Annotated in this window: 21 protein-coding genes, 1 tRNA gene and 1 other RNA gene; 14 read left to right on the forward strand and 9 right to left on the reverse strand. The window is 66.7% G+C overall.

Translation table 11 applies throughout. The features are described from left to right. Positions 1-94 precede the first annotated feature (94 nt). Positions 95-1,360 (forward strand): YjgN family protein, encoded by a 1,266-nt coding sequence (locus ASC83_RS05540; protein WP_056059294.1) that lies wholly within the window; start codon positions 95-97, stop codon positions 1,358-1,360. A gap of 2 nt (positions 1,361-1,362) precedes the next feature. Beyond that, positions 1,363-2,586 carry a M48 family metallopeptidase gene (locus ASC83_RS05545; protein WP_056059297.1) on the forward strand — a complete coding sequence of 408 codons (1,224 nt, stop codon included), beginning with the start codon at positions 1,363-1,365 and terminating at the stop codon, positions 2,584-2,586. 66 nt (positions 2,587-2,652) lie between these two features. On the opposite strand, the gene rnpB is transcribed toward ASC83_RS05545, so the two are convergent. Then, an RNA gene (gene rnpB, locus ASC83_RS07395) (RNase P RNA component class A) lies at positions 2,653-2,992 on the reverse strand. A 10-nt stretch (positions 2,993-3,002) separates the two neighbouring features. Beyond that, the gene (gene rtcR / locus ASC83_RS05550; protein WP_056059301.1) at positions 3,003-4,637 is read right to left on the reverse strand and encodes an RNA repair transcriptional activator RtcR; all 1,635 of its coding nucleotides are present in this window, start codon (positions 4,635-4,637) and stop codon (positions 3,003-3,005) included. Positions 4,638-4,984: 347 nt separating this feature from the next. Between rtcR and ASC83_RS05555 the strand changes: the two genes are divergently transcribed. The 10 genes from ASC83_RS05555 (at position 4,985) to ASC83_RS05600 (ending at position 15,788) form a co-directional block, all read left to right on the forward strand. After that, positions 4,985-5,048, forward strand: a tRNA-OTHER gene (locus tag ASC83_RS05555). Between the two features lie 295 nt (positions 5,049-5,343). Beyond that, a complete protein-coding gene (locus tag ASC83_RS05560; protein WP_056059975.1) occupies positions 5,344-6,483 on the forward strand; it encodes a slipin family protein in 1,140 nt (379 codons plus the stop codon). A gap of 27 nt (positions 6,484-6,510) precedes the next feature. After that, a complete protein-coding gene (locus tag ASC83_RS05565; RefSeq protein ID WP_056059304.1) occupies positions 6,511-7,251 on the forward strand; it encodes a hypothetical protein in 741 nt (246 codons plus the stop codon). Positions 7,252-7,272: 21 nt separating this feature from the next. Next, positions 7,273-8,493: an RtcB family protein gene (locus ASC83_RS05570; RefSeq protein ID WP_056059305.1), complete on the forward strand. Its 1,221-nt coding sequence runs from the start codon at positions 7,273-7,275 to the stop codon at positions 8,491-8,493. Beyond that, positions 8,490-9,557 carry an RNA 3'-terminal phosphate cyclase gene (gene rtcA, locus ASC83_RS05575; RefSeq protein WP_200938905.1) on the forward strand — a complete coding sequence of 356 codons (1,068 nt, stop codon included), beginning with the start codon at positions 8,490-8,492 and terminating at the stop codon, positions 9,555-9,557. Before ASC83_RS05570 ends, rtcA begins: the two co-directional genes overlap by 4 nt. Positions 9,558-9,682: 125 nt before the next feature. Beyond that, entirely contained in the window at positions 9,683-10,600 is a 918-nt protein-coding gene (gene cysK, locus ASC83_RS05580; protein WP_056059308.1) for a cysteine synthase A, read from the forward strand. 186 nt (positions 10,601-10,786) lie between these two features. Beyond that, positions 10,787-11,560, forward strand: a complete 774-nt coding sequence (locus tag ASC83_RS05585) for an endonuclease/exonuclease/phosphatase family protein (protein ID WP_056059311.1) — start codon at positions 10,787-10,789, stop codon at positions 11,558-11,560. Then, positions 11,557-12,795: a cardiolipin synthase ClsB gene (gene clsB / locus ASC83_RS05590; protein WP_056059314.1), complete on the forward strand. Its 1,239-nt coding sequence runs from the start codon at positions 11,557-11,559 to the stop codon at positions 12,793-12,795. Before ASC83_RS05585 ends, clsB begins: the two co-directional genes overlap by 4 nt. A gap of 17 nt (positions 12,796-12,812) precedes the next feature. Continuing rightward, positions 12,813-13,883, forward strand: coding sequence for a lysylphosphatidylglycerol synthase domain-containing protein (locus ASC83_RS05595; RefSeq protein WP_056059317.1), 1,071 nt, complete (start codon positions 12,813-12,815; stop codon positions 13,881-13,883). Positions 13,884-14,069: 186 nt separating this feature from the next. After that, the gene (locus tag ASC83_RS05600) at positions 14,070-15,788 is read left to right on the forward strand and encodes an NAD(P)/FAD-dependent oxidoreductase (RefSeq protein ID WP_056059320.1); all 1,719 of its coding nucleotides are present in this window, start codon (positions 14,070-14,072) and stop codon (positions 15,786-15,788) included. A gap of 34 nt (positions 15,789-15,822) precedes the next feature. On the opposite strand, the gene ASC83_RS05605 is transcribed toward ASC83_RS05600, so the two are convergent. Then, the gene (locus tag ASC83_RS05605; protein ID WP_056059323.1) at positions 15,823-17,166 is read right to left on the reverse strand and encodes an amidohydrolase; all 1,344 of its coding nucleotides are present in this window, start codon (positions 17,164-17,166) and stop codon (positions 15,823-15,825) included. 122 nt (positions 17,167-17,288) lie between these two features. Here ASC83_RS05605 and ASC83_RS05610 point away from each other — a divergent pair, with 122 nt between their 5' ends. Then, positions 17,289-18,353, forward strand: coding sequence for a GlxA family transcriptional regulator (locus ASC83_RS05610; RefSeq protein ID WP_056059981.1), 1,065 nt, complete (start codon positions 17,289-17,291; stop codon positions 18,351-18,353). 159 nt (positions 18,354-18,512) lie between these two features. Here the strand turns inward: ASC83_RS05610 and ASC83_RS05615 are convergent, their stop codons facing one another. The 6 genes from ASC83_RS05615 to ASC83_RS05640 form a co-directional block, all read right to left on the reverse strand. Beyond that, complete coding sequence (locus ASC83_RS05615) at positions 18,513-20,087, reverse strand: methyl-accepting chemotaxis protein (RefSeq protein ID WP_056059331.1); 1,575 nt, start codon at positions 20,085-20,087, stop codon at positions 18,513-18,515. A gap of 229 nt (positions 20,088-20,316) precedes the next feature. After that, a complete protein-coding gene (htpX, locus tag ASC83_RS05620; protein ID WP_056059333.1) occupies positions 20,317-21,195 on the reverse strand; it encodes a protease HtpX in 879 nt (292 codons plus the stop codon). Positions 21,196-21,381: 186 nt separating this feature from the next. Further along, complete coding sequence (locus ASC83_RS05625; protein ID WP_056059335.1) at positions 21,382-22,155, reverse strand: DUF3025 domain-containing protein; 774 nt, start codon at positions 22,153-22,155, stop codon at positions 21,382-21,384. Further along, on the reverse strand, positions 22,140-23,180 hold the full coding sequence (pyrC, locus tag ASC83_RS05630) for a dihydroorotase (RefSeq protein ID WP_056059983.1): 1,041 nt from the start codon (positions 23,178-23,180) through the stop codon (positions 22,140-22,142). Before pyrC ends, ASC83_RS05625 begins: the two co-directional genes overlap by 16 nt. A 130-nt stretch (positions 23,181-23,310) precedes the next feature. After that, positions 23,311-24,300: a tripartite tricarboxylate transporter substrate binding protein gene (locus ASC83_RS05635; protein WP_056059985.1), complete on the reverse strand. Its 990-nt coding sequence runs from the start codon at positions 24,298-24,300 to the stop codon at positions 23,311-23,313. Positions 24,301-24,343: 43 nt separating this feature from the next. Further along, complete coding sequence (locus ASC83_RS05640; RefSeq protein WP_056059337.1) at positions 24,344-25,525, reverse strand: M20 family metallopeptidase; 1,182 nt, start codon at positions 25,523-25,525, stop codon at positions 24,344-24,346. A gap of 99 nt (positions 25,526-25,624) precedes the next feature. Here ASC83_RS05640 and ASC83_RS05645 point away from each other — a divergent pair, with 99 nt between their 5' ends. Then, a complete protein-coding gene (locus ASC83_RS05645; RefSeq protein WP_055400817.1) occupies positions 25,625-26,545 on the forward strand; it encodes a MurR/RpiR family transcriptional regulator in 921 nt (306 codons plus the stop codon). Positions 26,546-26,603: the final 58 nt, after the last annotated feature.

Below are 26,603 nucleotides of genomic sequence, written 5' to 3' on the forward strand. Positions count from 1 at the left end.
CCAGCGCTTTTACAACAAGCGCTTCAAGCCTTTTTCATTTGAATTCCTTCGATCCGCACCGCTGCTACACTGCGCAGCACTCTGGAGGGAGTTCATGAACACAAACCAATCGTCTGGCGGCGCTGCGGGGCCGATGTCCACCTTCATGCCGATGAACATCGATGCCCACCCGCTCGAGTTCACGGGCAGCGGGGGCGAGTATTTCCGGGTCTGGATCGTCAACGTGCTGCTGTCCATCGTCACGCTGGGCATCTACACCCCCTGGGCGCGCCGCCGCACCGCCCAGTATTTCTACAGCCACACGCTGGTGGCCGGCAGCCCCCTCGAATTCACCGCGCAGCAACGCAAGATGGTGATGGGCTTTGTGCTGCTGATGCTGCTGACCATTGCCTACAACCTGGCCGCCAACACCGGGCAGGACACGGCGGTGGGCCTGTTCCTGCTGGCGGGCGCAGCGCTGGCGCCCTTCATCTGGGCCAGCGCCATGCGGTTTCGCCTGGGGGCCACGCGCTGGCGCGGGCTGCGACTGCAGTTCACGGCCAGCTGGAAAGAGGTCTACATCGCCAGCTGGCCTGTTTTTGCGCTGGCGCTGGTGTGGTTTGGCGTGTTTTATGGTCTGCAGCTGCTGTCGCCCGACCTGGCCCAGGCGCTGGAGGCCATCGAAGAAGAGGGCAAGAAACAACCCATGCCCCGCTTCACGCCCGCCATGGGCGGCCTGGTACTGCTGGGCCTGGTGCTGTCGGTGCTGTGCGTGATCCGCACCGAATACAACTTCAAGAGCCTCTTGGTGCTCAAGGCCCAGGTGGGTGCCGAGCGAGGCCGCTGGAAGCCCGTGTACATGGACTTCGTCAAGGTGTGGATGGCCACCGTGGCTGTGTTCATCCTGTGCGTGGTGGGGTTCTCGGCGCTGATCGGCATCCTCGCAGGCAGCTCCATCGCCCTGGTAGCCAGCCAGAGCGACCGCCTGGGCCTGTGGATGTTTGTGGTGATCATCGTGTCCATCATCGCGGGCATCTTCATGCTGATCCTGGCGTCGGCACCGGCCCGCGCATACCGCGAGGCGCGCATGTTCCAGCTGATGTGGAACAACATCGGCGTGAGCCACGTGGCCCGCTTCAAGTGCCACCTCAAGAGCGGCCGCTACGTGTGGCTGCGCATCAAGAACATGCTGCTCACCCTTCTGACGCTGGGGCTGTACCGCCCGTTTGCGCGGGTCAGCGAATACCGCATGAAGTGCGAGTCCGTCACCCTGCACGTCAAGGGCGGCGTGGAGCAGGTGACCGGTGCCATGGTGCGCCAGCAGCAGGGGGGCCTGGGCGATGCACTGGCGGATGCCGCTGGCCTCGACCTCATCGGCTGAACATGTCGGCATCTGCGCACCCAGCCCTCGTCCCCGGGCGCTGGTTCGATGGCCAGAGCAGCAAGGCCCGGCCCGTGGTGGTGGGCCTGCGGCCCACGCCGCAAGGCCCCTCCTTGGTGCTGCACCCGCTCTTACAGCCCGGGGCCGAGCCTGTGGTCTTTGCCTGGAAACAGGTGGGCTGGCCCGAGGCCTGGAACGAGCGCAAGCCGCAACCCCGCGTGGTCGTCGATCTGCGCGACCATGGCAGCGTGGAGATCGATGCCGTGACCGAATGGCGCGCCGCCCTGGCTGCTGCAGGCGAGCGCCCCGGCATCGCACAACGCATGCAGACCCGCTGGCCCGTGCTGCTGGGCGTGACGGCCGCCGCCGTCATTGGCCTCACGCTGTTCTACCGCTACGGCACACCCTGGGCGGCCACGCAGCTCACGCGGTTTGTGCCCATCAGCTGGGAGACCAGCGTGGCCGAGAACGTGCTCCAGCAGATGGACAACGGCACCCTGAAGCCCAGCAAGCTGCCTTCGGCCCGACAAGATCAGCTCAAGGCGCGTTTTGATGCCCTGGTGCAGCAAACGCCCCCTGGCCTGCAGCGTTACTCCGGCTACCGGCCGCCTTTGTCCCTGGAGTTCCGATCCGGCATGGGCGCCAATGCCTTTGCGCTGCCCGGCGGCAAGATCGTGATGACCGACGGCATCGTGAAGGCAGCCGCCGACAAGGGCCTGGACGACAACGCCTTGGTGGGCGTGCTGGCCCACGAGGTCGGCCACGTGGTGCAGCGCCACACCACGCGCATGGTGGTGCAGCAGGGCGTGCTCAACATGGGCCTGGGGCTGGCGCTGGGCGATGTGTCCGGCATCGTTTCTACGGGTGCATCCTTGCTGACCGGCCTGGCCTACAGCCGCAGCCATGAGCGCGAGGCCGACTGCTACGCCATCGCCGTCATGCGCCACGCCGCACTGCCCACTGCGCCCATGGGCCAGCTGCTGCTGGCGATTGCGCGCGATGAGGACAACGAAGAGACCCAGAAAAAGGACCAGGGCAAGGGCCCGACCGCCGCAGCATCGGCACCCTCCTCCGGGGCCAGCACACCCGATGCAGCGCGCCAGCGCAAGGTGGCTCAGGAGATCGGCTCSCACCCTGTCTGGTCGCTGCTGAGCAGCCACCCCGACACGGTGGAGCGTGCGACAGAGCTGGAGCGGGGGCAAGCACCCCATTGCGCAAAAAACTGAACACAGCCGCGCCACAGGGGCGGCGTGCTCACCACACGACCCTTGGCGAGTCGGGGTGGAAATAAAGTGTGAAGCGCGCCGATAAGCCGGATTCTGTGCACCACGGTTGCCCGCAGTGTGACCGCCATTAATCTGGGCCGGGTGTCGCCACCACGGCTCGGTGCTACCTACCCGCCAACTCTGCGGAACCACATCAACGTTGGCCTACTTGGTATTGCTGCGCGTAGAGATTGCCCGTTTCACCCCCGGTGGTCTACCTTGCGGCACTCCCCCGGGACTCGTCTCTGTTGCTCTGATCCTCACCTCACGGTGGGCAGCCGTTAGCTGCTACGCTGTCCTGTGCAGTCCGGACGTTCCTCCAGTGCCTGGTTTCCCAGATTGCACCAGCGGCGGTCTGGCGTGCTTCACGGATGGGATTATCGCCCAGCGGCCACGACGCGATCCCAGTCCAGACCAAAGCGCACAAGATACTTGCGCAGCCGGTCCGCGTCATTGACCACCGTGCGCTGCGTGCGCGAGGCCTGGAACAGCAGGCGCCCCGCGTCCGACAAAGTGCGCGATTGGCGGCAGACCTGCAGCACCGCCGCCAGTTGGAGCTGGTCGAAGAGGTCCATGGATTCCACCGCCTCGTCGCCCAGCAGGGCCGCGAGTTCGTCGCGTCCCACCGTCCCTGTTGCAGATACCAGCCCGTTGCGCGCATCGCTGGCGGGCTGCCACAGCCAGCGCAAACGGGCGATCTCGGCCTCGACCAGGGGCAGGCCGATGCGACCGCTGTCAGCCAGCGTGGCCAGGCGTGTCACGCTGGCCGAGAGGTCGCGGAAATTGCCGGTCCACAACGCTTCGGGCGACTGGGCATAGCGCAGGTAGGCGGCGCGCGCTTCGTTGGAAAAGCGCACGCTGCGTCCCAGTTCCGTGCCCGCACGTACCAGCAGGTGCTCCACGTTGGGCTCGATGTCTTCGGGTCGCTGGGCCAGGCCCGGCAGCACATAGCTCCAGAGGTTGATACGCGCAAACAGGTCCTCACGAAAGCGCCCTGCCGCCACCTCGGTGCGCAGGTCACGGTTGGTGCCAGCCACCAGTTGAAAGTCGCTCTCCACTTCGCGGTCGCTGCCCAGGGGGTAGAAGCGTTTTTCCTCCACGGCCTTGAGCAGCATGGCCTGCTCGTCCGGGCCCAGCTCACCAATCTCGTCCAGAAACAACACGCCCTTGTGCGCCGTGCGCAGCAGGCCGGCGCGGTCGGCCGCGGCGCCGGTGAACGCACCTTTCTTGTGGCCGAACAGCGTGGACGCCGCACCGTCGCCATGCAGCGTGGCGCAGTTCACCTCCACAAATTCGCCCTCGACCTGGTGGCGGGATTTTTTCAGCTCGAACATGCGCCGCGCCAGGTGCGACTTGCCCGCACCCGTGGGCCCGGTGAACAGAATGGGCGCACGCGAGCGCACCGCCACGCGCTCCACTTCGTCGATCAGCGCGTTGAAGCGCGCATTGCGCGTGGCAATGCCGCTTTTGAGGAACTGCACCGCATCCTGCTGCTCCGCGCCGAAGCGCTGCGCGATCACGTCGTAGCGCGAGAGGTCCAGGTCGATCAGCGTGTAGCTGCCAGGGTTGCCCATCTGCTGGCGCTTGGGCGGAGAGGTCTGCACCAGCACGCCCGGAATGCGGCGCGACTCCACCAGCAGGAACAGGCAGATCTGCGCGACGTGCGTGCCGGTGGTGATGTGCGTCCAATACTCCTCGCGCTCGGTGTCAAAGCGGTAGTCCTGCGTCCAGTCGTACAGCTGGGCATAGACCTCGCCAAAGTCCCACGGGTCGGCAATGGGCAGCTGCACCAGGTTCACCGTGGTCTCGGGCGAGGCAGTCGCCATGTCAGCGCGCACCTGGTGGGCCAGCTCGCGGTGCGGTGGTGTGTAGAGCAGCTCCAGCCGCTCGATCACCACGTCTTCGTGCTGCACCAGCGATACGGTGGGGCGCCACTTCTCCCACCGCCCGGCGCCCCGGCCGGAGTCGAGCTGGGTGCCAAGGAACCCTATGACCACCTTGTTTTTGCGCATTTTTTGTCTATTTAACTAGCTTTCATTCTAGTTATTTTGACAAGCGCATACCACACCAATTTCGTAAAACAAAAATATCACCATACAAATCAACAGCTTGCGCAAGTTGAATACCACTCACCACAAGTTGGCACACATCTGGCAATAGAAGAAGCATCCAGCGCAAGCGGTGACCGCTCACAGGCTGGGGTTAGGACAAATGTTCGCCCCGCCGGTGCCGGGCATCCGGAGCCTTCGGGTTCTATTGATGTTCTGCATGCCGCACATCGCAAACGCTGGGTAACGACACGGTCGTGGTGACCACTCCGAAAGGACGTGTCTGGTTCGACTCCAGGCGTGCCACCACTGGTAGCTCATTGGTAGAGCAACCTCGCAAGAGATCTGTAGCAGGTTCGACTCCTGCCCATTACTCCGGCCGCAAGGCCGGAACTTTGTACCGGTCGAAAGACCACCCGCCGAACGCGGGGAGAGGCCCCCAGGTTGCGCCGCAACCGCCAGGGTTTCACCCCGTCAGCCGGTGGCGGTTTGTGCCAGCACCCGGCACAGCCCGCGCCCGCAGCCAGCCGCGCTGCCGCCCTCCCCACTTGGGGCTGGGTTGGCAACCACGGCGCACTGCACGGCCCAGGCTGCGCCCCCTGGCACCCCGCCATCGCTGTAACGGCAACCCGATACGACAACGAAGAAGAGAGAGGAAAAAGAGATGCTGATGAAGATGTTCCAACGCGCCACCGTCAAGAAGAACGAACGCGCCCTACTGCTGCGCAACGGCAGCTTTGACCGCGTGCTGCGCAGCGGCACCTACTGGCTGTTTGCGGGCACCGACCAGTTGCGCGTGGAGACCTTCGCCCTGGAACAACCCGCCTTCACCCACGGCCTGGCCGAGTACCTGATGGCGCAAGAGCCCGCGGTGGTGGCCGCCGAGTTTGTGCAGGTCAATCTGTCGGAAACCGACGTGGGCCTGCGCAGCGAAAACGGCGTGCTGGTCGAGATCCTGCCGCCCGGCACCCGCCGCCTTTATTGGAAAGGCCTGGTGGAGGTGAGCGTGCACGTGGTGGACCTGCAAGCGGGCGCTGAGCTGCCCGCCGCACTGGTGGCGCGATTGACGCAAACCCAGCTGCGCCAGCGCAGCGTGACCGGATTGGCCGGTGTGCTGCAGGTGCAGGTGCCCGAGGGCCAGTGCGCGCTGCTAACGGTGGACGGCAAGGTTGAGCGCCTGCTCACGGCGGGCACCTACGCCTTCTGGAAATACGGCCGCACCGTGGCCGTGGAGATGGTGGATTTGCGCCTGCAAGCCGTGGAGGTATCGGGCCAGGACATCATGACCCGCGACAAGGTAAGCCTGCGTCTGAACCTGTGCGCCACCTACCGCTACACCGATGTGCTGCGCGCCTTTTCCCAGTTGCAAAAGCCTGCCGACCACCTGTACCGCGAGCTGCAGTTTGCGCTGCGCGCCGCCGTGGGCACCCGCACGCTTGACGAGCTGCTGGAGAACAAGACGGTGATCGACGAAGTGGTGACCGCACACATGGCCGCCAAGCTGCAGCCCTATGGCATGCAACTGGAGAGCGTGGGCGTGAAGGACATCGTGCTGCCAGGCGAGATGAAAACCATCCTGACCCAGGTGGTGCAGGCACAGAAGCAGGCCGAGGCCAACGTGATCCGCCGCCGCGAGGAAACCGCCGCCACGCGCTCGCTACTCAACACGGCCAAGGTGATGGAGGACAACCCCGTCGCCCTGCGCATGAAGGAGCTGGAGACGCTGGAACGCGTGGCTGAACGCATCGACAAGATCTCGGTGTTTGGTGGCCTGGACCAGGTGTTGAATGGATTGGTGAAGATGCGCTGAAGTGAGCAAAGCGCGAGGAGGAATGCGATGAAGAACAAAAAACTGACGCCCCGCGAAAAGCGCCAGCGGCGGGACAACGCTGCGGTCACCTGCGAATCCATTGGCCTCGACCCAGTGGTCTACAACGCGGCCCTGAGTTACCTGTTCGACCGCCCCGTACCCGACAAGGGCGGTCAGGAGTGGTACTGGGACCTCGAAGAGCCCGCGTTCGAAGCCACACCGCTGCAATGGACGCAGATCCAGACCGTGTTGTTCACCAACGCAGGAACCGACCTGGCGCCCTACAGCGACGATCAGGTTGGCATCGGACTGAACCACGTGATGAGCAACAACGCCGGAGACATCCCGCACATGGTCAACGACCCGTCTGTGCCGCTGGCCGACGCGATGCGAATGGTGCGGGCGCTGCCCAGCTTGTGGCGTGAGTGTCTTGGTCCGCGCCTGGACATCAGGCCCAGCCCCATCGGGAGCCGAAGCGACCGACTCTACTTCGTGAGCTACATGTGGTTTGACGTGTGGCCCACGTTCTGGAGCGCCAAGGACATCCCTGAATGGCGTGACGCGATGTGGCAGGTGTTCTGCGAAATGCTGGCGATGCCTTGGCGCGAAGCGCAGGTGTCGGCACTGCACGGGATCGGGCACGAAGGGTCACGCCTGAACCGACCCAAGGAGTTGAAGGCGCACATGGATGCCTTCACACGCAATGTGAAGAACGACGACGAACTCAAGAACTACGCGCAGGCTGCGGCACGCGGAATGGTTCAATGAACGACAGAGACGAAAGAATGTATGAGCAACTATGAACAACTCGAAGTCCCCAACGGCGTTCCCGTGAAGATGTGGACGAACGGCGTGCCTGTGGAGGAAGACGCGAAGAACCAGCTGCGCAACATCGCGCGCCTGCCCATCGTGTTCAAGCACGTGGCGGTGATGCCCGATGTGCACCTGGGGATCGGCGCGACCATCGGCTCGGTGGTGCCCACCCTCAAGGCCATCATCCCTGCTGCGGTGGGGGTGGATCTGGGGTGCGGAATGATGGCGTGCAAGACCACGCTCACGGCCAGCGACCTGCCCGACAACCTGTCTGGAGTGCGCGCCGCCATCGAACGCGCCGTGCCGGTGGGGATGACGCCCAAGCGCTTTGGCCGCGACAAGGGAAGCTGGGATACCCCGCCCGCTGAAACCGACCGCGCCTGGGCGGGGCTGGTGGATGAGTTCGAGGAAATTTGCGAGGCGCACCCGCGCATCAAGAACACCAACAACTACAAGCACCTGGGAACGCTTGGGACGGGGAACCACTTCATCGAGATCTGCCTGGACGAACACCAGAGCGTGTGGGTGATGCTGCACTCGGGCTCGCGCGGTGTGGGGAACGCCATCGGCACCCACTTCATCGAGCTGGCCAAGAAGGACGCCGAGATGAACCAGCGCAACCTGCCGGACAAGGACCTGGCGTACTTCGAGGAAGGCGCGCAGTACTTCGGCGACTACGTGAAGGCCGTGGGGTGGGCGCAAAAGTTTGCCGCCGCCAACCGCGAGGTGATGATGGGCCGCGTGATTGCCGCGCTGCGCAAGGTGATCACCAAGCCATTCGAGACGCACGTGGAAGCCGTGAACTGCCACCACAACTACGTGCAGCGCGAAACGCACTTCGGGCAAGACGTGTTCGTGACCCGCAAGGGCGCGGTGAGTGCCGAGCAAGGCAAGCTGGGGATCATCCCTGGGAGCATGGGGGCCAAGAGCTTCATCGTGCGCGGAAAGGGTGACCCCGAGAGCTTCAACAGCTGCAGCCACGGCGCAGGCCGCACCATGAGCCGCACCAAGGCCAAGAAGCTGTTCACCGTGGAAGACCAGATCAAGGCCACCGAAGGCGTGGAATGCCGCAAGGACGCGGATGTGATCGACGAGATTCCGATGGCGTACAAGAACATCGACGCGGTGATGGCGGCGCAGGAAGACCTGGTGGAGGTGGTGTACACGCTCAAGCAAGTCGTGTGCGTGAAGGGATGAACGTGCAGCAACTGGACTTAGACGGCTCCACCGGCGAAGGCGGCGGCCAGATCCTGCGCACCGGACTGGCACTGTCCATGGTCACCGGCCGCCCACTGCACATCACGCGCATCCGTGCGGGGCGGCCCAAGCCGGGGCTGATGCGCCAGCACCTGGCCTGCGTGCAAGCGGCGGTGGCCGTGTGCGGTGGGCATGCCGAAGGCGCGGAGCTGAATTCGCAAACGCTGGTGTTCACACCCAGCGTGGTGCGTGCGGGCGACTACCGTTTTCAGATTGCCACCGCAGGCAGTTGCCTGCTGGTGCTGCAGACGGTGCTACCCGCGCTGATGCTGGCCGATGGCCCGAGCAAGGTCGAGCTGGCGGGTGGCACGCACAACCCGATGGCGCCGCCGTTTGATTTTCTGGAACGCGCCTTTGCGCCGCTGGTGCGGCGGCTGGGGGTGGGGCTGGAGCTGCAATTGCAGCGGCGGGGCTTCTACCCCGCCGGGGGCGGCGAGCTGGTGGCGCACATCATGCCCGCCACCGCCACCACGCAGCCGCTGGCGCCGGTGGATGTGCTGGAGCGCGGCCCGTTGCAAAACGGCTGGGGCGAGGCACTGGCACCCGGCCTGGCGCGCCACATAGCGACGCGGGAGCTGGAGGCGCTGGGCCAGCGCATGGGTTGGACGTTCGAGGCCGGCCAACTGCGCCAGCCATCCACACGCCAGAACGAGGGCCCGGGCAATGCGCTGATCGCCACGCTGGAGTATGCGCAGGTGACCGAGGTGTTTTGCCAGTTGGGCGAGCGCAGCCTGTCGGCCGAGCAGGTTGCCAAGCGGCTGGCGGACGAAGTGCGCGCCTACCAGCGCAGCACCGGCGCGCTGGGCCCGCACCTGGCGGACCAGTGGATGCTGCCGCTGGCTCTGTCTGTGTGGCGCAGTGGGCAGGCCGCGCGCTACACCTGCACCAAGGTTACGCAGCACACGGTTACCAATGCGCAGACCATCGCGCTAGGCTTGCCGGTTCAGGTTCAGATCACCCCCTCAGAGGATGCAATGCACGTTGAGATATCTCCCGTGCCCTGAAGGGCCAGCGCGGCATGGACCCATACCCTGGCTATATCCATATGACCAGGGCCGTAGAACAAGTGGTTCAGAATGCGCACCACACCCCTTCCCTTTGACCCATCCGACACCTCACAGGAGACGCCATGAAAGTTGACAACATTCTTCAGACCATTGGCAACACGCCCCACGTGCGCATCAACCGCCTGTTCGGCCCCGGCGCCAATGTGTGGGTGAAGTCGGAGCGCAGCAACCCCGGCGGCTCCATCAAGGACCGCATTGCGCTGGCGATGGTGGAAGACGCTGAAAAGTCCGGCGCGCTCAAGCCCGGCGGGACCATCATCGAGCCCACCTCGGGCAACACCGGCATTGGCCTGGCGCTGGTGGCGGCCGTCAAGGGCTACAAGCTCGTCCTCGTGATGCCCGACAGCATGAGCATCGAACGCCGCCGCCTGATGCTGGCCTATGGCGCGCAGTTCGACCTGACCCCGCGCGAAAAAGGCATGAAGGGTGCCATCGCCCGCGCGCAAGAGCTGCAGGCGCAGACGCCTGGCTCGTGGATTCCGCAGCAGTTCGAGAACCCCGCCAACATCGACATCCATGTGCGCACCACGGCGCAGGAGATCCTGGCAGATTTCCCCGACGGCATTGATGTGCTGATCACGGGGGTGGGCACGGGTGGCCACATCACGGGCGTGGCGCGGGTGCTCAAAGCCAAGTTCCCCCAACTCAAGGTGTTTGCGGTGGAGCCCACGGCCTCGCCGGTGATCTCGGGCGGCGCGCCGTCGCCCCACCCCATCCAGGGCATTGGCGCGGGGTTCATCCCCAAGAACCTCGACACCAGCCTGCTCGACGGAGTGATCCAGGTCGATGCCGAACCGGCCCGCGAATACGCCCGCCGCTCTGCGCGCGAAGAGGGCATCCTGGTGGGCATCTCGTCCGGCGCCACCTTGGCCGCCATTGCCCAGAAGCTGCCCGAGCTGCCCGCAGGCGCCAAGGTGCTGGGCTTCAACTACGACACGGGCGAGCGCTACCTGTCGGTGGAAGGTTTCCTGCCGGCCTGATGGCCGCTGGCACGCAGCGCACTCACACCAGGGCCCTTCGGGGCCCTTTTTTTTGGGCTGCGCAGCACAAAGCCACGGCCAGCCGTCCTACAGCGGCGGGGCACGCAGGCCAGAACAATCAGTGTTCGCACCGGCCCACCTCTGCGGTGATTTCGCCGGAGCCCCTCCCAACGATTGCAACTGCCCATGGCCCCGAACTCCGCGACAGACTCCCAGCCTATTGCGTTCAAGGTGCTCACCGTGAACGTGCATAAGGGCTTCACCACCTTCAACCGGCGCTTCATGCTGCACGAGCTGCGCGAGGCCGTGCGGGGCGTGGCGGCCGACCTGGTGTTCTTGCAGGAGGTGCTGGGCACGCACCACCGGCACGCCAGCCGGTTCGCCAACTTTCCGCAGGTGCCGCACTACGAGTTTCTGGCCGACACAATCTGGTCGCAATACGCCTACGGCCGCAATGCGGTGTATGACAACGGCGACCACGGCAATGCGCTGTTGTCCAAGTTTCCGATCACGCATTACGAGAACCACGACATCTCGGTGAGCGGGCCCGAACGGCGCGGCATGCTGCACTGCATGCTGCAGCCCCCCGGGCACCACCTGCCGGTGCATGCCGTATGTGTGCACCTGGGCCTGCAGGAGTCGCACCGGCAGCACCAGCTGCGCCGCGTGTGCGACCTGGTCAACAGCTTTCCCGCCCACGAGCCTGTGGTGCTGGCGGGCGACTTCAACGACTGGCGCCACCGTGCCCACCGGGTGCTTCAGCACGAGGCGGGATTGCAGGAAGTCTTTGTGCAGGCGTTTGGCCGAGCGGTGCGCACGTTTCCGGCGGCGATGCCGCTGCTGGCGCTGGACCGCATTTACGTGCGCAACGCGACCGTGCACTCGCCATTGGCATTGCCCAAGAAACCCTGGGACAAGCTCTCGGACCATGCGCCCCTGGCTGCGGAGATCCTGCTATGAAACGCCCTACCTTCCGCGCGCCACGCTCGTCCCGCTGGGTGCCCGGCAACCATTTCGAGTTGCTTGAAAACGGCGAGGAGTTCTTTCCCCGCGTGTTCCAGGCCATTGCCGAAGCACGGCGCGAGGTCATGCTGGAAACCTTCATCCTGTTCGAGGACAAGATCGGCCAACAGCTGCACGCCGCTTTGCTGGCGGCCGCCCGGCGGGGCGTGGAGGTGCATGTGCTGGTGGACGGCTTTGGCTCGCCCGATCTGTCGGACCAGTTTGTCGGCAGCCTGGTGGAGGCCGGCGTGCACTTTCGCATCTTTGACCCGGGCCGCCGTTTCCTGGGCCAGCGGCTGAACCTGCTGCGCCGCATGCATCGCAAGATCGTGGTGGTGGACGGGCACCTGGGGTTCATTGGTGGCATCAACTACTCGGCCGACCATGTGGCCGACTTTGGCCCCGAAGCCAAGCAGGACTATGCCGTGCAGGTGCGCGGCCCCATCGTGGCGCAGATGCACCACTTCACCCGCGAGGCCGTGCTCAGCCGCCAGGACCGCAAGCGCCGCCAGGCCGCAGGCATCACCGGGCGCCCGCACGCGGGCACGGCCCATGCCATGTTCGTGACACGCGACAACCAGCAGCACACCAACGACATCGAGCGCCACTACCGCGTGGCCCTGCGCGCAGCGCGCAGCCGGGTGGTGATTGCCAACGCCTACTTCTTCCCGGGTTACCGGTTCATCCGCGAGATGCGGCGCGCCGCGAAACGGGGGGTGGATGTGCGCATCATCCTGCAAGGCCAGCCCGACATGCCCATCGTGAAGACGGCAGCCAGCCTGCTGTACGACCACCTGCAGCGCGCAGGCGTGCGGGTGTACGAATACTGCGACCGCCCGCTGCACGGCAAGGTGGCGCTGGTGGACGAAGACTGGTCCACCGTGGGCTCCAGCAACCTTGACCCGCTGAGCCTGTCGCTGAACCTCGAGGCCAACGTGATCATCCAGGACCGTGCCTTCAACGCCCACCTGCACCGCCGCCTGTCGCACCTGATGGAGCACAGCTGCAAGCAGGTGCAAGCCACAGCCCCCAGCCGCTGGAACGGCCTGCGCCTGCTGCGCAGCTATGCGGTGTTCCACCTGCTGCGCTGGTTCCCCGCATGGGCGGGCTGGCTGCCCCGCCACGAGCCCCAGATCACGCTCGCCAACCCAGGGGCGGATGCGGCAGAGCCCGCCGGCAGCCCCGCCACCTGAACTGGCAGGCGCCCACCATGGCCACCCCCACGCTGCACGCGGACACCCAGGCGGGCGGCGCCACCGACGCCCTGCAGGCGCCATCCCGCAGAAGCAGCAACCGCCACACCCCCAGCGGCTGGCGCCACTGGCCGCAGCAAGCCTGGTGGCCCTGGCTCACCCGGGGGCTCGCCCTCGCCTTCTTTGCGGTGGTGGCCGGACTGATCTTTCGGCAGGCGCGCTCGGTGGACTGGCCCGCCGTGCTGCAGGCGCTGCGCGACCTGCCCACCACCGCACTGGCGCTGGGCGGCGCGCTGGCGCTGCTGAGCCACTTCACCTACGGCAGCTTTGACTGGGTGGGGCGCCATTGCAGCGGCCACCGCCTGACGCGCGGCACCACGCTGGCGATTGCCATGACGAGCTATCCCTTCACGCTCAACCTGGGCTCGCTGATTGGCGGCGTGGGCGTGCGCTACCGGCTGTACGACCGGCGCGGTGTGGACCCCGGCACCATCGGCCAGGTGGTGGGCACCAGCATCGTGACCAACTGGGTGGGCTACCTGATGCTGGCAGGCGTGCTGTCATGGCTGTGGCAGCCACCGGCATTGGCCGGGTGGACGGTAGCGCCCTGGCAATGGCACTTGGGCGGTACGGTACTGGGCGGCCTGCCGCTGGCCTACCTGGCACTGTGCGCGGTGCGCAGGGGCCGCGCGCTCACGCTGCGCGGCCATGCGTTTCCGCTGCCGCACTGGCCCGTGGCGCTGTGGCAAATCGCGGCATCGGCCACCAACTGGATGCTGATGGGCGCCGCACTGTGGACGGTGCTGCAACACCAGGTGGCCTACCCCGCCGCCCTGGCCACGGTGCTGCTGGGGGCCGTGGCCGGGCTGGTGCTGCGCGTGCCTGCAGGCCTGGGCGTGCTGGAGGCCGTGGGCGTGGCGCTGCTGGCCACCGACGCATTGGGGCAAGAACAGGTGCTGGCGGCACTGCTGGCCTACCGGGCGCTGTACTACTTTGGGCCGTTGGTGCTGGCGGCCGTGGCGCTGGGTGTGGCCGAGCTGCGCTGGCGCCAGGGGCCTGCGCAAGGCATGCAGCGCACTCTGCAGTGAGAATTTCAGCCAAAAGTGCCAGATGCGCCAGTGCATATTGGCCTTGTTGCTATCATTTTTATATAGCCCTGCCGCCCGATACCCCGGTAACTCGGTCCGACAGGGGTTCCGCCCGCTGCGCGGACCCCGTATCATCCCGGCCCCACGCCATTGCTTTTCGCCCGATCGACACGGGCCCGCAAGACCATGATCCGACTCTCAGAAATCCGGCTGCCGTTCACCGTGGCCGAAGCCCCCGAGGCGCCCCTGCGCGCCGCTGCCGCCCAAATCCTGGGCCTGGCTGACGCCGACATTGCCCACCTGCACGTCTTCAAGCGCAGCTTTGACGCGCGCAAGGCCGACCTGCTGGCGGTCTACATCGTGGACATCACGCTAGCCCAGCCTGAGCGCGAAGCCGCGCTGCTCGCAAAGTTTGCTGGCGACCCACACATCCAGCCCACGCCCGACATGGCCTGGCACCCCGTGGGCCAGGCGCCTGCCGACCTGCCGCTGCGCCCCGTGGTGGTGGGCTTTGGCCCCTGCGGCATCTTTGCTGCGCTGGTGCTGGCGCAGATGGGCTTCAAGCCCATCGTGCTGGAGCGGGGCAAGACCGTGCGCGAGCGCACCAAGGACACCTGGGGCCTGTGGCGCAAGCGCGAGCTGCATGCCGAAAGCAACGTGCAGTTTGGCGAGGGCGGCGCCGGCACGTTCAGCGACGGCAAGCTTTACAGCCAGATCAAGGACCCGCGCCACCTGGGCCGCAAAGTGATGAACGAGTTCGTCAAAGCCGGTGCGCCCGAAGAAATCCTGTATGTCGCCCACCCGCACATCGGTACCTTCAAGCTGGTGAAGGTGGTGGAAAACCTGCGCGAACAGATCATTGCGCTGGGCGGCGAGATCCGCTTTGAGCAGCGCGTGACCGACGTGATCATCGAAGGCACAGGCGGTGCGCGCCACCTGCGCGGCCTGAAGGTGCTGAACCAGGCCACGGGCGAGACCACCGAGCTGCGCGCAGACCATGTGGTGATGGCGCTGGGCCACAGCTCGCGCGACACCTTTGCCATGCTGTACCAGCGTGGCGTGGCCATGGAGGCCAAGCCGTTTTCCATCGGTTTCCGCATCGAGCACCCGCAGGGCGTGATCGACCGCGCGCGCTGGGGCCGCCACGCGGGCCACCCGCTGCTGGGCGCAGCCGACTACAAGCTGGTGCACCACGCTGCCAACGGCCGCGCGGTGTACAGCTTTTGCATGTGCCCCGGTGGCACGGTGGTGGCCGCTACCAGCGAACCCAACCGCGTGGTGACCAACGGCATGAGCCAGTATTCGCGCAACGAGCGCAATGCCAATGCGGGCATGGTGGTGGGCATCGACCCCCGCGACTACCCGCAGGACGCGCAGGCGTTTGAAACCCACCTGGGCCAGACCTACGGCGTGGAAGCCCTGCCCGCCGGGCAGTTCCACCCCCTGTCGGGCAGCGTGCTGCAGCGCCAGCTCGAATCGAATGCGTTTGTGCTGGGCGGGCGCGACTACAGCGCACCGGGCCAACTGGTGGGCGAGTTCATTGCGGGCAAGCCTTCGACCCAGCTGGGCAGCGTGGAGCCCTCGTACAAGCCCGGCGTGGCGCTGGGCGATTTGCACGCTGCCCTGCCCGGCTACGCCATCGAGGCGCTGCGCGAGGCACTGCCCGTGTTCGGCCGCAAGATCAAGGGCTTTGACATGCACGACGCGGTGCTGACGGGTGTGGAGACACGCACCTCGTCGCCGCTCAAGATTGGCCGTGGCGACAACCTGCAAAGCCTGAACACGCCGGGCCTGTACCCGGCGGGCGAAGGCGCCAGCTACGCGGGCGGCATTCTGTCCGCCGGCGTGGATGGCATCAAGGTCGGCGAGGCCGTCGCCCGGAGCCTGCTGGGCGCAACGGGCTGACCTGCCTCCTGGCGGTGCCGGCCCGTGGCACCGCTTACTTGCGCTGCAAAAAGTCCACGGCCAGCGCCGCCAGCGAGCGGGCGCCCACGGGCAACTGGTCTTCGTCGATGTCGAACAGCGCAGAGTGATTGGGCGGGGCCTTGGCAAAATCCTTGCCCTTGGGTGGCGCACCCAGGAAGTAGAAGAAGCCCGGCACGACCTTCTGAAACTCCGAGAAGTCCTCCGACCCTGCCACCTTCGGGATCACCATGGTCTTGCCGCCCATGGCCAGGTTCAGCGCGGGCAGCGAGGCCTGCGTGAGCGGCGCGGGGTTGGTGGTCACGGGGTAGGCCACGGGGCCAAAACGCACGCTGGCCTTGGCACCGCTGGCGGCGGCAATCGACTCGGCCGTGGTGGTGATGCGCTTGAGCGCTTCCTGGCGCATGTCTTCGTCAAAAGTGCGCAGCGTGCCCATCATCTCCACCTTGTCGGGGATGATGTTGTAGCGGGTGCCGCCCTGGATCTGGCCGATGGTGACCACGGCCGGCTCCTGGCTGATGTTGAGCTGGCGGCTCACCACGGTCTGCAGGCCCATCACCACCTGGCTGGCGGCCACGATGGGGTCGATAGTGGCCCAGGGCGACGAGCCATGGCCGCCACGCCCTTCCACATGGATGGTGATGTTGTCCGACCCGGCCATCAGCGGGCCGCTGCGGTAGCCCACCACGCCGCCAGGCAGGTTGGAGGTGATGTGCAGCCCATAGATGGCCTGCACGTCCTTGAGCGCACCGGCTTCGATCATGGCCTTGGCGCCGAAGCTGGGCACCTTGCCGTTGGCGTCGGGCTCCACGGGCGCGCCCTCTTCGGCGGGCTGGAAGATGAACTTGATCGTGCCCGGCAGCTGCGCCTTCATGCCCGCCAGCACCTCGGCCGCGCCCATCAGCATGGCGGTGTGGGCGTCATGGCCACAGGCGTGCATCACGGGCACTTCCTTGCCCAGGTAGTTGGCCTTGGCCTTGCTCGCAAACGGCAGGCCGGTGTTCTCGGGCACGGGCAGGGCATCCATGTCAGCGCGCAGGGCCACCACCTTGCCGGGCAGGCCCCCCTTGAGCGTGCCCACCACGCCGGTGCCGCCCACGCCGGTCTGCACGTCCATGCCCAGCTTCTTCAGGTGCTCGGCCACGAGCTTGGCCGTGCGCACTTCCTGGCCCGAGAGTTCGGGGTGGGCATGGATGTCGCGGCGCCAGTTGACCATCTTGGGCGCCACGGCCGTCACGGCGGCATCGATGGCCTGCAGGCCGGCGGCGTCCAGGGCCTGGGCCTGGGCGGACGATGCGAACGTCAGCCCGCTGAGAAGCAGGCCGGTGGCCAGCGAGATGGCAGAGAGGGGTTTGTGCATGAGACAGATCCGTGCAGGAAGTGAAAACAAAAAGGAACGCGGCAAAAAACGCACGTTCATGCTAAGAGCCCACCCCACGCTGCAGACAAGCGAAAATGGCCATCCACAGAGCCAATATCGCCATGCCCCGTTCTTCTGTCCCCTCTGCGACGGCGCCGGTTTTTCGCATCGACATCCCGCTGCTGCCCGAATCGGCGGTGGGCAACGCACTGCAGTTCATCGACCTCTTGCGCAGCGCCAATCTGCTGGCCGGCTTGCGGGGCGGCGCCGGCTCGCCCCGCCTGGCCTGGCGGCTGCTGGACGCCCAAGGCCAGCCGCTGGCGCACCAGCCGGGCCCGCTGGCGGCCTACACGCAGCCCCTGGCGGCACCTGCCGAGGGGCCGGCATTCGCCTGGTTCATCCCCTCCTTCCACGCCGCCGACATCCCCGCCATCCGCAGCGTGGCGTCGCGCCACCGCGCCCTCTCGCGCCAGATCGGCATTGCGCTGGATGCCGGGCACAAGGTACTCACCGTCGGCAACGGTGCCTGGCTGGCGGCGCAGAGCGGGCGCCTGCAGGGCCGCCGCTGCGGCCTGCCGTGGTTCTACCTGGCCGGGTTTGAGCGCGACTTTCCCGCCATCGACCTCGATGCAGGCCACGACCTGACCGATGACGGCCCCTGGCTCAGCTGTGCGCTGCCCCACAGCCTGGGAGAAATGGCCATCGCCCTGGTGCGCCACGCACTGGGCGACGCGCTGGCCCAGACCTGCGCCAGCGTGCTGCGGCCCGACCACGAACGCGCCCGGGCTGCGCTGCAAGCCAACGCGCAGCAACACATCCCCGCCACGCGCGACAGCACCCTGGCCCGCGCCATGGCCTGGATGGAGACCCATCTGGACGAGCCCTATTCGCTGGCCCGGCTGGCAGAGGCGGCGGCGGTGAGCCCGCGCACTTTGCTGCGGCACTTTCAGCTGGAGCTGTCGCAGTCGCCGCTGGACCACCTGCACAGCCTGCGCTGCGCACGCGCCAAGGTGCTGCTGGAGGTGACGCTGGAGAGCGTGCCCAGCATTGCCACGGCCTGCGGCTATGCCGACCCGGCGGCGTTCCGGCGCATCTTTGTGCGCTACACCGGCATGGCACCGGCCGAGTACCGCAAGCGCCATGCACTGCGCGCGCCGCGCAGGCGCTGGCGGGTGGATCTGACGTGAAAGCCCGGTGTACTCTCGCCTAGTGTGCTGTCCCGCAAATAGCTGCACGAAATGAAATCGATGGCATCGCGCCCAGGGCAAGGCGCAAACCGCAGTGATAGCCGTAGCTATCGCGAGTGAGGACGCGACTTCATGTGGAGTTATTTGCGGGATAGCACACTAGCGAGGCAGCGCGTTGCCCGAAGGCAGGCGAAACGCCTCCACCAGCTCGGCCAGCTGCTGCGCCTGCACCCGCAGCCCCTGCGCGGCGGCCGAGGACTCCTCCACCAGCGCGGCGTTCTGCTGCGTCATCTGGTCGAGCTGCGAAACCGCTTCACCCACCTGGCTCAGGCCCGTGGTCTGCTCGCGCGCCGCGGTGCTGATCTCGCCAATGATGGTGGCCACCTGCTGCACCGAGTTCACGATCTCGCCCATGGTGCCGCCAGCGGCATGGACCAGCTGGGTGCCTTCGTCCACCTGCCGCACGCTGTCGCTGATCAGCCCTCCGATCTCCTTGGCCGCCGTGGCCGAGCGCTGCGCCAGGCTGCGCACTTCGCTGGCCACCACCGCAAAGCCACGGCCCTGCTCACCGGCACGGGCTGCCTCCACGGCCGCATTCAGCGCGAGGATGTTGGTCTGGAAGGCAATGCCATCGATCACGCTGGTGATGTCGGCAATGCGGCGCGACGACAGCGCAATGCCGTCCATGGTGCCCACCACGCGGTCCACCGCCTCGCGCCCGCGCTGGGCCACGCTGCTGGCGCCAGTGGCCAGGGTGCTGGCCTGCGCAGCCGCGTCGGCGCTGTGGCGCACCGTGGCGAGCAGCTCCTCCATGCTGGCGGCGATCTCTTCGAGGTTGGAGGCCGTCTGCTCGGTGCGGGCCGACAGGTCGCTGTTGCCCGCCGCGATCTCGCTGCTGGCACCGGCCACCGAGGTGCTGGCCTGGCGCATGCCCACCACCAGCTCGGCCAGCCGTGCCTGCATGCCCCCCAGGCGCGCCAGCAGGGCCTGCAGCTCGTCGCGGTTGCCCGCCTGCGGCGCGGGCACGGGGGAGGTGAGATCGCCTTCGGCGATGCGGTCGGTCACCTCGGACGCATGGGCCAGGGGCTGCAGGATGGAGCGCGACAGCAGCCAGGCGCAGCCCAGGCTCAGCAGCAAGCCCACCAACGAGCCTGCGGCCAGCAGCGTGATGCCCTGGCTCTCGCTGCGGGCGGCAGCCTCGCGGGCCTCGGCCACACGCTGGCGCTGGTACTCGGCCAGCTTGTTCACCGAGGCGGCATAGGCGTCTGCCGCAGGCCGCAGCTGCTTGGCAATGGCGTCGGGCGGCAGGGCCTCGCCCGCCTTGCGGCGCTTGACGAGGTCGTCCCGCACCGTGCGAAAACCGTTGCCCGCCTTGTCGATGGCATCGAACAACGCCTGGGACTCCGGGTCTGCCGCCAGCTCGTCCAGGCGCTTGCGCACTTCGGACGAGCGGGCCGAGGTGGTCTTGCGGTCGGCGTCGATGCGCGCCGCGTAGTCGGGGTTGTTGTCGATCTCCAGCAGCGTTTCGGCGCGGGCGGAGCTGAGCACCACGATGGCGTGCAGCTCCCGCGCCAGCAGTGCGCGCTCGGACGACGCACCGCCCAGGTCGTCCGCAATGTCCTGCAGCCCGGCCAGCCGCCAGATGCCCACCGCCGCCGACAGGGACATGACGAGGCAGACCACCCCAAAAGCTAGGGCCAGGCGGACAGCAACACGTGCGTGGGAGATGGACATGGGAGGCTCTCGTGAGGGTGAAGGGGGCAACGCGGGACAGCCGTTGGGAGTGGCAGGCGTTGGGAATGTATCGACAAAAGGTTACAAGTCCTTGAGCCGCGCCACAACAGGCCACACCCTGCCGGAGCGCCAAAGCAACAGCCGCCACGCACCAACAAAAAGGCCGCCACAGTGCAAGACTGTGGCGGCCTTCGGGGCTGATCAGGCGTTGCGCCTGAGGCGGTTCGGGTTATTGCTGCTGTGCGTTCTGCAGCGCAGCAATGCGCTCTTCGATGGGCGGGTGGGTGCTGAACAGCTTGCCAATGCCACCGGCGATGCCCATGGCCGCCACGCTCTTGGGCAGCTCGCCGGGGTGCATGCCACCCAGGCGGGCCAGCGCGTTGATCATGGGCTGGCGGCGGCCCATCAGCTGGGCTGCGCCCGCGTCGGCGCGGAACTCGCGCTGGCGGCTGAACCAGGCCACGATCATCGCGGCCACAAAGCCCAGCACGATGTCGAGCACGATGGTGGTCACGTAGTAGCCGATGCCGGGGCCCGAGCTGTTCTCGTCGTTCTTGCGCAGGAAGCTGTCCACCGCGTAGCCGATGACGCGCGACAGGAACACCACGAAGGTGTTCATCACGCCCTGGATCAGCGTCATGGTCACCATGTCGCCGTTGGCGATGTGGGCCACTTCGTGGCCGATCACGGCCTCGACCTCGTCGCGGGTCATGCCCTGCAGCAGGCCGGTGGACACCGCCACCAGGGCGGAGTTCTTGAACGCGCCCGTGGCAAACGCATTGGGGTCGCCTTCAAAGATGCCGACTTCGGGCATGCCGATCTGGGCCTGGTCGGCGAACTTGCGCACGGTCTCGACGATCCAGCGCTCGTCCGGCGAGCCGGAGCCGTCGATCACGCGCACACCCGAGGTCCACTTGGCCATGGGCTTGCTGATGAGCAGCGAGATGATCGCGCCGCCAAAACCCATGACGAGCGCAAAGCCCAGCAGCGCGCCCAGGTTGAGCCCGTTGGCCGTGAGGTAGCGGTTGACGCCCAGCAGGCTGGCCACCACCCCCAGCACGACAACGACGGCCAGGTTGGTCATCACAAACAAAAGGATCCGCTTCATGGAATGGTTTCTCCGTGGGGTAAACAACAACGAGTGTTTGCAGGCTCAGATGGGGGCCCGGGGCGCCGCTTCAAGCGCCAGTCTCCAGGCGGCGAGGCCGTGGCAGCCCCCCATGGCCGCGATTTCATCGCGCTATGGTAGGTGCAAACCCCGGCCGGGGCCTTATCACACAAGCCTTGGCGGGAATTACGAAACCGCCGCAGGCCGCAAGGGCCGGAACACCTGCGCATCGGCATAGAAGCCCGGCGCTGCATTGGCCGGCCACCAGCCAGGAACGCCCAGCACTGGCAGCGGCGTGAAGGGCTTGCTGGACCATGCCGAGGCCTCCACCTGCCCTGCCAGCCACTCATCCACCTCCGCTATGGAATCAATAGCTGCCGGCGCATGAAATACGTGCGCCACCATGGGTTTTCGCGGGGAAACCAGCTTTTCGAGCAGTGCGTGCCCGAACAGCACCAGCCGGGCCTGGTCCCACAGCGGGCGCAGGTCGATGAACAGGCGCTGCCAGTCCCTCGCCCGGAGCGCATCCCACAGGGCATCCGGCGCCTGCAGCAGTGCGCCGTTTTCATCAAACACCGTGAGTGCATCGCGCAGCGGTCCGCGCACGGCCTGCACGCCATCGGCGGCGATGGCCTGGGCCTGCAGCTGGTTCAAGCGCCGCTTGGTGTGCGGAAACCGCAACCACACCAGGCCGTTGAAAAAGTCGTGCAGGTTGTCGCGCGTGGGCACGCGGCGGGTGTCCCAGATGTACTGCTCGTAGGCGGTGCCTTCGGGCAGCGCGGACTGGGGCACAAAAACCACGGGAGCACCCTGCGGCGCTGCGGTCTGCAATGCCTGGTGCACCGATGGGTCATCGTGCAGCAGCTGCCGGGCCAGGGGTTGGCCCAGGCCGCGCCACGGCGCCAGCCAGGGGGCGCTCCAGTCGATGGCGTCGAAGGGCGGACTTACACCAGCCGCCACGGCAGGGCTTCACCGGCGCGCAGGGGCTTGAGTTCGGCTTCGCCAAACGCAAAGCTGTCGGGCGGCGTCCACGACTCGCGGCGCAGGGTGATGGTGGTGGTGTTGCGCGGCAGGCTGTAGAAGTCCGGGCCGTGGAAGCTGGCGAAGCCTTCGAGCTGGTCGAGCGCCCCGGCATTGTCGAACGCCTCGGCATACATCTCGATGGCCGCGTGGGCTGTGTAGCAGCCCGCGCAGCCGGTGGCATGCTCCTTGAGGTGCGCCGGGTGCGGTGCACTGTCGGTGCCCAAAAAGAACTTGCTGCTGCCGCTGGTGGCGGCCTGCACCAGGGCCACGCGGTGCGTTTCGCGCTTGAGCACTGGCAGGCAGTAGTAATGGGGGCGCACGCCGCCGATGAAGATGGCGTTGCGGTTGTACAGCAGGTGGTGCGCGGTGATGGTGGCGGCGGTGAAGCGGTCGACGCTGGCCACGTAGTCGGCCGCGTCCTTGGTGGTGATGTGCTCGAAGACGATCTTCAGCTCGGGGAAGTCGCGGCGCAGCGGGATGAGCTGCTGCTCGATGAACACGGCCTCGCGGTCGAACAGGTCGATGTCGCTGCTGGTCACTTCGCCGTGCACCAGCAGCAGCATGCCGGCCTTCTGCATGGCTTCCAGCGTTTTATAGGTCTTGCGCAGGTCGGTCACGCCCGCGTCGCTGTTGGTGGTGGCGCCTGCGGGGTAGAGCTTGCAGGCCACCACGCCTGCGGCCTTGGCACGCACGATTTCTTCGGGCGGGAGGTTGTCGGTCAGGTACAGCGTCATCAGCGGCTCAAAGCGCATGCCTGCGGGCACGGCGGCCAGGATGCGCTGCTTATAGGCCAGGGCCTGCTCGGCCGTGGTGACCGGTGGGCGCAGATTGGGCATGATGATCGCACGCCCGAACTGGGCGGCGGTATGGGGCACGACGGTGTGCAGGGGCTCGCCGTCGCGCACGTGCAGGTGCCAGTCGTCGGGGCGGGTGATGGTGAGGGTTTGGGGGGCTGCAGTCATGGGCGTCATTGTCCCATTGCGGACATGCCGCCTCCAAACGCTCTCAAATTCATAGCTATCGAGGCATATTTTCGTAGCGCTACCGCATGAAACGGCTCATCACGGTAGCGCCAGGAGCAGATCTGCCGGTTTATTCGGCGGTGATCCCTGCGCGTTTGACGACCGCGCCGAACTTCACGATCCGGTCCGCCATCATTTTTTCGAACGCGGCGGGCGACATCTCTTCCGGCACGATCACGCCACGGTCCCTGAGGTTGGCCACCATGGCGGGCGATGTGGCCACTTGGCGCGCGGCCTTGTACAGCGTCTGCACCACCGCATCGGGTGTGCCCGCAGGCGCGGCCAGGCCTGTCCAGGAGGTGAGGTTGAGCTCGGGGTGGCCCACCTCGGCCATGGTGGGCACATCGGGCAGCTGCGGCAGGCGCTGGTCGGCCGCCACGGCCAGGGCGCGCACCTTGCCCGCCTGGATGTGCGGCAGCATGATGACCAGGTTGTCGAGGATGAACTGCACCTCGTTGCCCAGCACGCCCGTGATCAGCGGCGTGCCCCCACGGTAGGGAATGTGCGTGGTGAACACGCCCGTGGACACCTTGAGCATTTCCACATTGAGCTGGCCCATGCTGCCCACGCCGCCGCTGCCGTAGTTGAGCTTGCCCGGGTTCTTCTTGGCGTAGTCGATGAACTCCTTGAAGGTCTTGAACGGCAGGCTGCTGTGCACCACCAGCGCGTTGGGCTGGCGGCCCAGGATGGCGATATTCTCAAAATCCTTGACCGGGTCGTAGCCGATCTTGGGCTGGGTCAGCGGGTTGGCCAGGTGGCTGCTTTGCGATGACACGACCAGGGTGTAGCCATCGGCTTTGGAGCGCGCCACATACTGCGCGCCCACCGAGCCACCCGCGCCGGCGCGGTTTTCCACCACGATGGGCACGCCCAGCACGCGCGACAGCGGCTCGGAATACTGGCGCGCCATGATGTCCACCGACCCACCCGGCGGGAAGGGCACCACCAGCGTGATCGGGCGCGAAGGGAACTTGTCTTGCGCCATGGCGGGCAGCGCGGCGAGGCCAGCAAGGCCCAGTCCGGTGGTCAGAAGGTGGCGACGGGAAGGTGTGGTGTGCATGACGATCAAAGAACTCAAAAAAGGAGCGGGGAGGTACAAGAAATCAGGGGTGTGCCAGCACGGCCAGCGCCACGGCCTGCGCGCGTGGCACAAAGGTGGACAGCTCGCAGTACTCGCGTTCGGTGTGTGCGTGGCCGCCTACCGGGCCCGTGGCGCACAGCGTAGGGACGCCCACCGATGCGGTCAGGCCGCTGTCGGCCGCGCCGCCGGTGAACTCGCCTTGCACCTCAAAGCCCAGCGACCGCGCGCCTTGCTGGTACAGCGCCAGCAGGTCGTCCGGGGTGGGCTTCATGGGCAGGGTGCGGCGCGTGGTGGTGATGCGGCCCTGGGTGCGGGGCACGGACTCTTCTTCGACGATGGCACGCACGCGCTCCAGCAGTTCGTCGGGGTTGGTGTCGGCGGTAAAGCGCAGGTCCACCTCAGCGCGGGCGTGTGGGGCCACCATGTTGGGCACGATACCCCCTTGCACCACGCCCACATTACAGGTGACGCCCGTGGCCGGGTCGGTCAGCGCATGCAGCGCCAGGGTCTTGCGGGCCAGGGCTTCGATGGCACTGGCGCCAGCGGCGTGGTTGATGCCTGCATGCGCGGCCACGCCCTGCACCTCGAACTCCACCACCATCGAGCCCTTGCGGCTGGTGACCACGTTGCCGCTGACACGGCCCGGCTCGGCGTTGAACACCACACGCGCCCCCCGCACGCGGGCCATGATGAGGTCACGCGTGGCGGGCGAACCGATCTCTTCATCGCACGAGAAGAACAGGTGCAGCGGCGCCTGCAGGCCGCCGCAGCGCGCAAAGGCCTCGGCCACAAACACGTTGAGCACCAGGCCGGACTTCATGTCGGCCACGCCTGGGCCGTAGGCGCGCCCCGCTTCTTCGCGGTAAGGGCGCTTGGCCACGGTGCCATCGGGAAACACCGTGTCCATGTGCCCCATGAGGATGATGGGCGCGCCACCGGCTGCAGCGCCCTCTGCCGGGTTGACCTGCGCATGCAGCAGCACGCCATAACCGGGCACGGGCTCAAACTGCACCGGCACACCGGCCGCCTGCAGGCGCTCGGCCAGGGCATGGGCCACGGCTGTCACGCCCGCCTCATTGCGGCTGCCGCTCTCGATATTGACCACTTTTTGCAACAGGTCTTGCATGGACTGCTGCTGTCTGGCCAGCCAGTCCAGGACCTGCGCACGCACCGGCAGCAGACCTTCGTTCAGGGTATTGAGCATCGTTGTCCTTGGGCAAGCCCCAGGTAGGGGCAAAATTTGGGCCGCAGTGTTGCACGCGACCCGGGGTTCTGCAACGTATTTTGCACGAATGAGAATTTTATGAAATCATCATTGCACGAATCCAGCGCCTTGCTGACCGAGCGGCTGGCCCGCCAGGACGCCGACCTGACCGCCAGCGAACGGGCGCTGGCCGAGGCCCTGGGGCGCGACTACCCCCACGCCCTGCTGGAGTCCGCCACCGCCCTCGCTGCGCGCACTGGCACCAGTGCATCGACCGTGGTGCGGCTGTTTGCCAAGCTGGGCTACGGCAGCTATGCCGAGGCCCAGCGCGAGGCGCGGGCCGAGGTCACCGCCCTGCTGCAAACGGCGGGGCAGCGCGCGCCGGTCACCATCGGCACCCGGCGCAGCCTGCAGCAGTGCGTGGACGACGCGCTGCTGCACGACCAGCACAACCTCACCACCACGCGCGACGGACTGGACATGGCGGCCTTCGAGGCCATGGTGGCACGTATCGCACAGGGCAAGGGACGCATCTTTGTGCTGGCGCAGATCAACAGTGCCCCGGTGGCCGCCTGGCTGGCGCTGCACCTGAACATGTGCCGCCCGGGCGTGCACGAACTGGGGGCTGGCGCGGTGGACGCCACCGACCAGCTGCTGTGGATCCAGCCCGAAGATGCCTTGCTGGTCTTCAGCATCCGCCGCTACGCCAGCGGGCCGGTGAAAGTGGCGCAGCGCTTTCGCGACGCCGGGGCCCAGGTGCTGGCCATCACCGACAGCGCCGCCGCGCCCTTGGCGGCGCTGTCCCACCACCGGCTGCAGGTGCGCACGTCCAATGCGTCGCCGTTCGACTCTTACACCGCCGCGTTCTTCCTGTGCAATGCGCTGGTGTCGGCCGTGGCCCAGCTGCGGCACAAGGCGGTGTCCGAGGCACTGAAGCGGCGCGACGATCTGTGGACAGATTTCGAGTCGCAACTCATCGTGGAAAGCCCCTCGCCAGCCGGTCGGCGGAGCAAGCGTTAGCCTGCGCGCGGCAGACGTTCAGCCCTGGGTGGCCCCATGAAAAAAGCGCTCCAGAGAG

The sequence above is a fragment of the Acidovorax sp. Root402 genome, from assembly GCF_001425125.1.
GTDB classification, from domain to species: Bacteria; Pseudomonadota; Gammaproteobacteria; order Burkholderiales; family Burkholderiaceae_C; genus Acidovorax; species Acidovorax delafieldii.

Coding starts and splice junctions, on each gene's coding strand:
- ASC83_RS05570 (WP_056059305.1), top strand. CDS start 7,273: ATGAGCAACTATGAACAACTCGAAGTCCCCAACGGCGTTCCCGTGAAG.
- pyrC (WP_056059983.1), bottom strand. CDS start 23,180: ATGACTGCAGCCCCCCAAACCCTCACCATCACCCGCCCCGACGACTGG.
- ASC83_RS05595 (WP_056059317.1), top strand. CDS start 12,813: ATGGCCACCCCCACGCTGCACGCGGACACCCAGGCGGGCGGCGCCACC.
- ASC83_RS05635 (WP_056059985.1), bottom strand. CDS start 24,300: ATGCACACCACACCTTCCCGTCGCCACCTTCTGACCACCGGACTGGGC.
- cysK (WP_056059308.1), top strand. CDS start 9,683: ATGAAAGTTGACAACATTCTTCAGACCATTGGCAACACGCCCCACGTG.
- htpX (WP_056059333.1), bottom strand. CDS start 21,195: ATGAAGCGGATCCTTTTGTTTGTGATGACCAACCTGGCCGTCGTTGTC.
- ASC83_RS05565 (WP_056059304.1), top strand. CDS start 6,511: ATGAAGAACAAAAAACTGACGCCCCGCGAAAAGCGCCAGCGGCGGGAC.
- ASC83_RS05540 (WP_056059294.1), top strand. CDS start 95: ATGAACACAAACCAATCGTCTGGCGGCGCTGCGGGGCCGATGTCCACC.
- clsB (WP_056059314.1), top strand. CDS start 11,557: ATGAAACGCCCTACCTTCCGCGCGCCACGCTCGTCCCGCTGGGTGCCC.
- rtcA (WP_200938905.1), top strand. CDS start 8,490: ATGAACGTGCAGCAACTGGACTTAGACGGCTCCACCGGCGAAGGCGGC.
- ASC83_RS05600 (WP_056059320.1), top strand. CDS start 14,070: ATGATCCGACTCTCAGAAATCCGGCTGCCGTTCACCGTGGCCGAAGCC.
- rtcR (WP_056059301.1), bottom strand. CDS start 4,637: ATGCGCAAAAACAAGGTGGTCATAGGGTTCCTTGGCACCCAGCTCGAC.
- ASC83_RS05610 (WP_056059981.1), top strand. CDS start 17,289: ATGCCCCGTTCTTCTGTCCCCTCTGCGACGGCGCCGGTTTTTCGCATC.
- ASC83_RS05645 (WP_055400817.1), top strand. CDS start 25,625: ATGAAATCATCATTGCACGAATCCAGCGCCTTGCTGACCGAGCGGCTG.
- ASC83_RS05605 (WP_056059323.1), bottom strand. CDS start 17,166: ATGCACAAACCCCTCTCTGCCATCTCGCTGGCCACCGGCCTGCTTCTC.
- ASC83_RS05585 (WP_056059311.1), top strand. CDS start 10,787: ATGGCCCCGAACTCCGCGACAGACTCCCAGCCTATTGCGTTCAAGGTG.
- ASC83_RS05560 (WP_056059975.1), top strand. CDS start 5,344: ATGAAGATGTTCCAACGCGCCACCGTCAAGAAGAACGAACGCGCCCTA.
- ASC83_RS05615 (WP_056059331.1), bottom strand. CDS start 20,087: ATGTCCATCTCCCACGCACGTGTTGCTGTCCGCCTGGCCCTAGCTTTT.
- ASC83_RS05640 (WP_056059337.1), bottom strand. CDS start 25,525: ATGCTCAATACCCTGAACGAAGGTCTGCTGCCGGTGCGTGCGCAGGTC.